8 protein-coding genes are annotated in these 8,533 nt (G+C 47.2%); 5 read left to right on the top strand and 3 right to left on the bottom strand.

Annotated elements, in window-relative coordinates:
- The first annotated feature begins 251 nt into the window (after window positions 1-251).
- The 4 genes from rpsA to pyrF all read left to right on the top strand — a co-directional run bounded on the left by rpsA (window position 252) and on the right by pyrF (window position 3,516).
- Window positions 252-1,925, top strand: a complete 1,674-nt coding sequence (rpsA, locus tag ACP5D0_RS08500) for a 30S ribosomal protein S1 (RefSeq protein ID WP_472365277.1) — start codon at window positions 252-254, stop codon at window positions 1,923-1,925.
- Window positions 1,926-2,025: 100 nt separating this feature from the next.
- The gene (locus tag ACP5D0_RS08495; RefSeq protein ID WP_472365276.1) at window positions 2,026-2,331 is read left to right on the top strand and encodes an integration host factor subunit beta; all 306 of its coding nucleotides are present in this window, start codon (window positions 2,026-2,028) and stop codon (window positions 2,329-2,331) included.
- 58 nt (window positions 2,332-2,389) lie between these two features.
- Window positions 2,390-2,728 (top strand): LapA family protein, encoded by a 339-nt coding sequence (locus tag ACP5D0_RS08490; protein ID WP_472365274.1) that lies wholly within the window; start codon window positions 2,390-2,392, stop codon window positions 2,726-2,728.
- 80 nt (window positions 2,729-2,808) lie between these two features.
- Window positions 2,809-3,516, top strand: a complete 708-nt coding sequence (gene pyrF / locus ACP5D0_RS08485) for an orotidine-5'-phosphate decarboxylase (protein WP_472365273.1) — start codon at window positions 2,809-2,811, stop codon at window positions 3,514-3,516.
- 42 nt (window positions 3,517-3,558) lie between these two features.
- Here pyrF and ACP5D0_RS08480 read toward each other — a convergent pair whose 3' ends face one another.
- The 3 genes from ACP5D0_RS08480 to ACP5D0_RS08470 all read right to left on the bottom strand — a co-directional run bounded on the left by ACP5D0_RS08480 (window position 3,559) and on the right by ACP5D0_RS08470 (window position 7,449).
- On the bottom strand, window positions 3,559-5,121 hold the full coding sequence (locus ACP5D0_RS08480; RefSeq protein ID WP_472365271.1) for an ATP-binding protein: 1,563 nt from the start codon (window positions 5,119-5,121) through the stop codon (window positions 3,559-3,561).
- 62 nt (window positions 5,122-5,183) lie between these two features.
- The gene (locus tag ACP5D0_RS08475; protein ID WP_472365270.1) at window positions 5,184-5,885 is read right to left on the bottom strand and encodes a response regulator transcription factor; all 702 of its coding nucleotides are present in this window, start codon (window positions 5,883-5,885) and stop codon (window positions 5,184-5,186) included.
- A gap of 58 nt (window positions 5,886-5,943) precedes the next feature.
- Window positions 5,944-7,449, bottom strand: coding sequence for an RNA polymerase factor sigma-54 (locus tag ACP5D0_RS08470; RefSeq protein WP_472365268.1), 1,506 nt, complete (start codon window positions 7,447-7,449; stop codon window positions 5,944-5,946).
- A 270-nt stretch (window positions 7,450-7,719) separates the two neighbouring features.
- Here ACP5D0_RS08470 and ACP5D0_RS08465 point away from each other — a divergent pair, with 270 nt between their 5' ends.
- Window positions 7,720-8,172 (top strand): hypothetical protein, encoded by a 453-nt coding sequence (locus tag ACP5D0_RS08465; RefSeq protein ID WP_472365266.1) that lies wholly within the window; start codon window positions 7,720-7,722, stop codon window positions 8,170-8,172.
- Window positions 8,173-8,533: the final 361 nt, after the last annotated feature.

Here is an 8,533-nt window from a genome sequence, read left to right as displayed (position 1 = left end):
GACGTTTGCAAATTGGCGATGGATCAATTATGGAAACATGGGTTAATCAAGTAAGCTAGCATTAAATAAATCTAACTTATTGAATTAAAAGAATTTAACAAAATCCCCGTTCGATTGACGAATGGGGATTTTGTTTTTTGATGTATTGTTGACCTGTTGGGACGTCAACAACTTTAATAACGGACCCGTTCACTTTCTGGATACCCCAATACGACAGAAGTGGACGGCTATGAAAATTTGGTAAATTATCCATGAGTGAATTATCTTTCGCTGAATTATTTGAGCAGTCTTTGCAAGAAGACAAATTCCAAACCGGTTCTTTGATTATCGGTAAAGTTGTTGGTATCGATAAAGAGACCGTTCTGGTTGACGCAGGTATGAAGTCTGAATCGGCCATCCCAAAAAACCAGTTTGAAGACGCCAATGGTGAATTGGAAGTCTCGGTTGGTGATGACGTTGAAGTCTATCTTGAAACTCTGGAAGACGGCTTTGGTGAAACGCGTCTTTCGCGCGAGAAAGCAAAACGCGCCAAGACTTGGGATCGTTTGGAAACGGCTCTGGAAGACGGCGAAACCGTCACCGGCTTGGTTACTGGTAAAGTTAAAGGCGGCCTGACGGTCGATGTTGAAGGGGTTCGTGGTTTCCTACCCGGTTCACTTGTGGATGTTCGCCCTATTCGCGATTTCGGTTTCTTGGAAGGTAAAGAAGTTGAAATGAAGCTGGTCAAGCTGGATCGTAAACGCAATAACGTGGTGGTATCCCGTCGTGCAGTGATTGAAGCGGAAAACTCTGTGGAACGTGAAGCGCTTCTGGCCAATATGGAAGAAGGTTCTGTATTGGGCGGTATTGTTAAGAACTTGACCGACTACGGCGCCTTTATCGACTTGGGTGGTATTGATGGTCTGTTGCACATCACCGATATGGCTTGGCGTCGTGTAAACCATCCTTCTGAAGTCATCCAAGTGGGCGACGAGATTGAAGTGAAGGTCTTGAAATTCGACCGCGAGAAGAACCGTGTGTCTCTGGGCATGAAGCAACTGCAAGAAGATCCATGGACCGATATGGTGGCGCGCTACCCAATTGGCTCGGAAATCATGGGCAAAGTGGCCAACATTACCGATTACGGTGCCTTTATTGAAATCGAAGACGGTATTGAAGGTTTGGTTCACACCTCTGAACTGGATTGGACTAACCGTAACATTCACCCATCGAAAGTCGTTCACCTAGGTGAAGAAGTGAAAGTGAAGATTTTGGATGTTGATCAAGAGCGTCGTCGTATCTCCTTGTCCATCAAGCAGTGTACGGTTAACCCTTGGGAAGCCTTCTCGGCCACCCACGCCAAAGGTGACAAGATTACCGGTAGCATCAAGTCCATTACCGATTTCGGTATTTTCATCGGCCTAGACGGCAATATCGACGGTTTGGTTCACTTGACCGACATTTCTTGGTCTCAGTCAGGTGAAGAAGCGGTTCGCGACTTCAAAAAAGGCGATGAACTGGAAACCGTCATCCTGTCAATCGACCCAGATCGCGAGCGCATTTCATTGGGTCTGAAGCAGCTTGAACAAGATCCATTCGGTGAATTTGTCGCTGAAAACGGTAAAAACAGCATCGTAACCGGTACGGTTAAATCCGTTGACGAAAAAGGGGCTGTGATTGATCTTGCGGAAGAAGTCGAAGGCTACCTGCGCGTCTCTGAATTGGACGAAGATACCCGTGATGCCAGTTCCGTTCTCAAGGTAGGCGATACGGTTGAAGCCAAAGTCACTAATGTGGATCGCAAAAATCGTAATGTTTCGCTTTCTGTCAAAGCCAAAGCGGCTCAAGAAGAAGCGAATGCTGTAAAAGACTATTCTGCTAATCAGCCACAGGCTCAAAACACTTTGGGCGACCTATTGAAAAGCCAACTGTCTTCTGACGAGTAATGATCGTAGGACAGGTTCAACCTGTCAAACCTGAGTCCACCTTTACCTATCAAAAAAGGTGGGCTGATTCATGTCGAATGAATGAAGAAGAGACATTACAATGACGAAGTCAGAATTAATTGAATTGATCGCCAGAAAACAGACTCAGTTCAGCCAAAAAGACGTCGAACTGGCCGTAAATCAAATTCTGGATGCTATGATAGACACCTTATCAGAAGGGGACAGAATCGAAATTCGCGGCTTTGGAAGTTTCAGTCTTCATCACCGAAAAGCACGAATGGGACGTAATCCGAAAACCGGAGAAAAAGTTCAACTCAATGCTAAACGTGTGCCACACTTTAAACCAGGGAAGTCCCTGAGAGATCGTGTGGATGAGTCTAAGGATTTCACCGATATCATCGGTTAATCATTTAAACTCTTTATATTAAAGGTTACAATATTAAAAAATATTGTGGCCTTTTTTTATGTATCGAATTTTCTCCACCCTCATGACGTTCTTGCTGATTGCCGCTGGCATCCTTCTGGGTGTTCTCAATCCAGCGCCGGTCTCCGTCGATCTCTTCTGGACGCAAATCGAATTACCCTTATCCATTCTTCTGGCAGTTTCCATTGTCTTTGGGTTATTACTGGCTGGATTCTACGCCTTGTCGCATCTCATGCAGTTGCGTTGGAAACTTCGAAAGTCGGAAAAGCAGAATCGCGCACAGATGGATGAAATCATTCGCTTAAAAAAAGAGTTTCTTGAGCAACAAAAATCGCATTCAGCCGTGATCGCACCGGTTCAAGCTACGGAACCCCCCTAATCCGATACAACCGCCTGTCAAAGGTGAGGCTAAACAGCCTTTTCAACCTTCAGACTTCAATTCTAAATAAGAGTACCGTCATGCCAAACCATGTTATTTCAGACCCTAAAGTCATTGTCGCTCTGGATTTTGCCTGCGTCTCGCAAGCACACGAGTTTGTCGCCCATTTAACACCGGGAAGTTGCCGTTTGAAAGTTGGCAAAGAGTTGTTTGCCAGTGGTGGGCCGCAACTGGTTGAACGCTTAGTGGCTCAAGGGTTTGACGTCTTTTTGGATTTGAAGTACCACGACATTCCCAATACCGTCGCCAACGCCTGTAAAGTGGCCGCCGACTTGGGCGTTTGGATGCTGAATGTACATGCACTGGGCGGTCGGCGCATGATGGAAGCGGCGAAAGAAGCAGTGTCTCAAACCGCCCAACCCCCGTTACTCATTGGGGTCACCATTCTGACCAGTATGGCGCAAGCGGATTTGACCGAAATTGGACTGACAGGCACACCGGCCGATCAGGTTTTTCGCTTGGCAGGCCTGGCGAAACGCTCAGGTTTGGATGGTGTGGTCTGTTCAGCACATGAAGCGGCGGCTTTGCGCTCCGAACTCGGCGCCGATTTTTGTTTGGTCACGCCCGGGATTCGTCCAGCCGACAGCGCTCAGGACGATCAACGCCGTATTATGACTCCCAATGAAGCCATTCAGGCCGGTTCCAGTTATTTGGTCATTGGCCGACCCATTACCCAGGCAAAAGACCCCGTCGCGGCGTTAGACGCCATAAATCGTTCGTTGGCTTAACCGCAAACCATTCGGTTTAGCGCGAAAGAGTTAGCGACATGATTAGGCAGGAGGCTGAACGGTCGGTAGCTCCATGCGAAACTGAACGCCCCAGGCCTGGCCGTTTTCATCCAATAGATTTTCCGCTTCAACACTGCCTTGATGAAAATCCACAATCAGCTTAACGATAAATAGCCCCAGTCCTAAATGGGTTTGATTATCGGCGTTGACCTCTCGAATAGACATCATGCCGTCAAAAATCTGCTTTTCATAGCCGGATGGCAGCGGTGGCCCCGAATTTTGTACTGAAATCGCCAACCGTTTATCATCGGTTTGCGCAATGCAAACACGAATAGGCGTTTTGCGATCGGAAAAATCCCTGGCATTGCTGAGTAACTTATCCATCATTTGTTCAATCATAAAACCGTCCCCAAGCACCCATAGGGGGTGCGTCAAACGATTATCGACCTGAAATTCGTCTGCCGTATGCATTTCACTCAGACTGCCCAGATAGTGCTGCAGCATCTCCTGAATATTAAAAGGCTCTGGCCGTTGCGAGTGCAAACTGTCTTCAATGCTGGAAGCCTCCGAAAGGGATGCGATGATTTGTTTGAGCTGTTCCAGCGCGTGTTTGGAGTAATGCACTTGTTTGTGATCCACATCTTTTTCCAGCAGCGCCAGCGACATCGACAAACGGTTGAGCGGATTGTGAATTTCGTGCCTCAAGGTTCGCGGCAACTGCTTCAGATAACGTTCATAAGCGGCTAACTGAGTGAGCATTTCGTAAATGTGATGGCGTAGATCGGACAGTTCATCGTGATAACCGCGAATGCGGGTATCCGGGAAAGACAATTGATTCACCTTGCCATACGCATCGAAGGTATTGCTGACATCCTTATCCAGTCGAACAATCCGATTGGACAGTGATGCTGTGTAAAAAATCGCACCGAATATCACCAGCAAAAACACCAGACCGCCGATGCCGATCAACCGATAAAAATAATTGAGCGAGTCAGACAGCAGACTGTCCATGGTTTGTTCCAGCACCGCCGCACCAATGATTTTATTTTGAAGCCTGAGCGGTGTGGCGGACATCAGCGAAATCGGTTGATTATCACGATTCATGCGATATTGTTGAAAGGTTCGGCCATGAATGGCCTGTTGAATCAGCTCAACTTCGGGCGTTTGACTTTGCGGATAGGGATAGGGAAGGGTGTAGGGAATGATTGCGGAAAAGGATTTAATCAGAAAATGCCCCAATAAGCTGAAAGGGTCTCGGTTTTGATTCGCATTTTCATTGTAATCCGGCAAGCGTCCCACAACATAAGTGGCCTGCCCCAGCTCATTCACAATCCACAAAACCGATTTTTCCAGATTGAGGTGCGACAGTTGACTGGTGGGGTTGCCAGCCTGAATTTGCAGCGCCCAAAGGTCGGTTCGATTTTCCAGAATGTAAGCCAGATTGACCACGGTTTGCTGCTGAATAATGGCCTGATTATTCAACAGCAGCCGATGAAGATCCACCGCGAATTTATAGGCCAGAAAGGGGAGAATCGTTAACAGCAGCAACAATATAAAAAAGCGCGTTCGAATCGACAAGCGCAACTGAAACGGTCGCTTAACCACTGTCGCAACCCTTTTGCCGGTGAAAGCGTTTGCGGTGTAAAAACCGATTCAACCAGGCCTGGTTATTTTTCATACCAACTGTAACCACGTCCGTATTCGTTATGAATCAAATTGAACGCTGGATCTATTTTTTTAAACGCCGAACGAATTCGGCAAATATGCGTATTAATCGTGTTACGTTCCACCACTCCCTGAGTGGACTCCTGCAAGCGATCGTAAGTCACCACGCCCCGTTCGCCCGTCAGGGCAAACTGCCGCAACATTTCGAATTCGGTGGCGGTCAGATCCAAAGGTTTTTCTTGCCAATAGGCTTTAAACTCTTCATTGGCTAAACGCAAACCGGCAATCTGCGATTTTTCGGGGTGACCATTGGCGGCCGCTGTGCCGGTTATGCGCAATAAATTTTTCACTTTCGCTGTCAAAACACTCAAACTGATCGGCTTTGGCAGATAGTCAATGGCGCCCAAGGCGTGGCCGGTATAAATATCGAACTCGGATTGCCGTTCCGACAGAAAAATAACCGGTATCGCTCTTTCATAGGACAATAAATGCTTGGCAAGCTCAAAACCGCCGTCAATTTCGTGGCCAAGAATAATGTCGGAAATGACCAGGTCTGGCAGTTTATGATCAAAGCTGGCCTCGGCGGCTCGACGATCAGAAAAGACATTTACTTGAAAGCCCTGTTCACTCAAGGCGGTTTCCAGGTTTTCCAGTTGCAACGGATCATCTTCAATAATGCTGATGGTAAAGTCCGTGTTTAACATAAGGCAGGCAGTCTCCAAATGAATCAACGCGCTGGTGGCAGCGGGTATAAAGCGTTTTCTATTTAAATTTATTGAGTTTTTTGCGCTCGCTGGACGAAGGGATATTCATCGCTTCACGGTATTTAGCGATGGTTCGACGTGCGACATTAATGTCCTTTTCTTCCAGCAAGGCCATTAACTTATTGTCACTGAGCGGTTTAGACGGATCTTCGTTTTCGATGAGCTGCTTGATATGAGACTTGATCGCAATGGCGGACTGATCGTCACTGCCGTACTGCGACACGCCGGTGGAAAAAAAGTATTTAAGCTCAAAGGTACCACGCGGGGTTTGCATGTATTTCTGGTTCGTTGCTCTTGAAATAGTGGACTCGTGGAGTTCCAGCGACTCGGCAACATCCCGCAACACCATCGGCTGCATCGCTTGCTCGCCTTCGTCAAAAAATCGTGCTTGTTTTTCCACGATGTATTTGCCGACGCGCAATAGCGTTTCGCCACGGCTTTGAATGCTTTTAATCAACCCTTTGGCTTCAATCAATTGTTCTTTAATTTGCTTGGCTTCGGTGCTGGCCGCACTCATGGCACCGGCCATATCAATGTAAGCGGAATTAATGGTCAAGCGTGGAAAGGCCTCTTGATTCAACTCCACCATAAAACCATCCTGAGTGCGTGACAGCTTGAGATCCGGCACAACGATTTCCCCTTGAGTAGAGGAATAAGCCCGCCCAGGCCGCGGGGTGAGTGATTGAATGACTTGAATCACTTCCGTCAACTCTTCGTCATTCAACAGGTAGATTTTTTTGATACGCTTGTAGTCACGGGTACTGAGAAGCTCGAAATTTTCTTCGATCATTTTGGTGGCCGTCACCACAAAAGGGGTTTGTCGGAGGCTTTTCAATTGCAGAATCAAACATTCTTCCAGACTGCGCGCGGCCACGCCAGTGGGTTCAAATTGCTGGATGACCGCCAGAACCGTTTCCAAGTCCGCCAGCTGAACGCCCAGGCCTGGCTCTTTTTCCTGAATATCGGTTAAAAGCGTGGGGAAGGGGGTTTTTAAAAAACCTTCATCGCTAATGTCATCAATGATGTAAGAAGCCACCACCTCCTGAACTTCCGTCCAGGGGTAAATATCCGACTGCCAATAAAGTTTCTCGCTTAAAGTCAATTCGGCTGATGTGTAGTTTTCCGGAGCGGTATAATCCTGGTCGTTCGATTTACTGGTGCTGTTCGATACGCTCAGATCGGTGTAAACTTCCTCCCATTCACAATCCACTTGCAAGTCGTCCGACAAGGTATCCGCCGATTCGATGTCGAGTTCGCTTTCATTGGCTTCCGGTGCATCACTGTCGTCAACATCCGAATGGTCTTCTTGATCGGAAAAGGCTTCGTCCAAATCATCGGGTCGGTCTTCGTCCAGTTCCAACATAAAGTTGGTTTCCAGCGTCGTGGAAATGGTCTGCTGTACTTCCAGCGCCGAATACTGCAAAATTTTGATGGATTGCTGCAACTGCGGCGTTAGCTTCAATTGTTGGCCGATATTGATTTGTAAACCTGGCATCAATGCCATACAGAATCTCTCCTTATTTCTTATCCCTGAAGCCGAGTTTGTCGAAGTGCCCAATAATGGTTGAGTATCTCAATAATGGTTATATAATAATCGAAAATGCAACAAAACGGTATTATCTTGAAACCTTAACACGCGTGCTCACTGGCGTGAAGACGTTTCAGAATTAAAAAACAAGCCAATTTACAAAATGCATTGCAAACCAAAACCTTTTGAACGAATCGTAACGTCGAAAGGGCGCAATCATTTATCCCCAAAAGAGGAGCGACAAAGGTGTCCATCAAACAAGAAGCCCACGAAATCATCGACGCACTTCCTGACAACGCCGAATGGAACGATTTGGTCAAAAGCCTATACCGCCAGCAAAAAATCACCTTGGGTATGACCGATCTTGAGCTCACCCGGAAAAACTTATCCGAAGCGGATATATCCACCATAATGGGACGCTTGGATTCCGCCAGTTCCCGACCAGATGACATGCGCGACACACGCACTTACAATCCAGGCAATGCCGCCACTATGGGCATGGTGGCCGGTATTATTGCGGTTTTCTTCGCTTTTGTGTTCCCACCCATTACTTGGATTGCCGCGCCGATTGCGATCGTCGCGGGGGTTATTGGGGTGAAAAACAACCAACCAAAAGCCTGGGTTCCGATTTTGATGGCCATCGTTTCCATCGTACCAATGTTGGTAGTGCTCAGCGAACATGCCGAGTATTTTAAATAACACGTTGATGACACCCATCTGGCATGGTTGAGACAGAGCCCATCTTTGCTGTCTCAATCCAGCCAATTCAAGTAAACCATCCAAGTTAACCGCAATCCAGCCCAATAAAAGATAGACGCCCTCCAAAATAACCAGACCTGGCTAATGAGCCTTCGTCCGGTTCCAAGACCAAATACGAGACCTAATAAACCACACATCAACAGCCAAAACCCACCGGCCAAATGATTGAAAACATCGCTATGCGAATCGCAAGGTGAGCATCCAAACAATCCAAACCCGTGCCAACTCAAAACACTCAGCACGGACATCATGCCCAGCACTATGTTCGCATAATGTATATTATGTTAAATTAAATAATGCA

Origin of the sequence: Hydrogenovibrio sp., from assembly GCF_049975065.1 — a bacterium.
In the GTDB taxonomy this organism is placed as follows: Bacteria; Pseudomonadota; Gammaproteobacteria; order Thiomicrospirales; family Thiomicrospiraceae; genus Hydrogenovibrio.
This window is presented reverse-complemented; position numbering and strand designations above follow the sequence as displayed.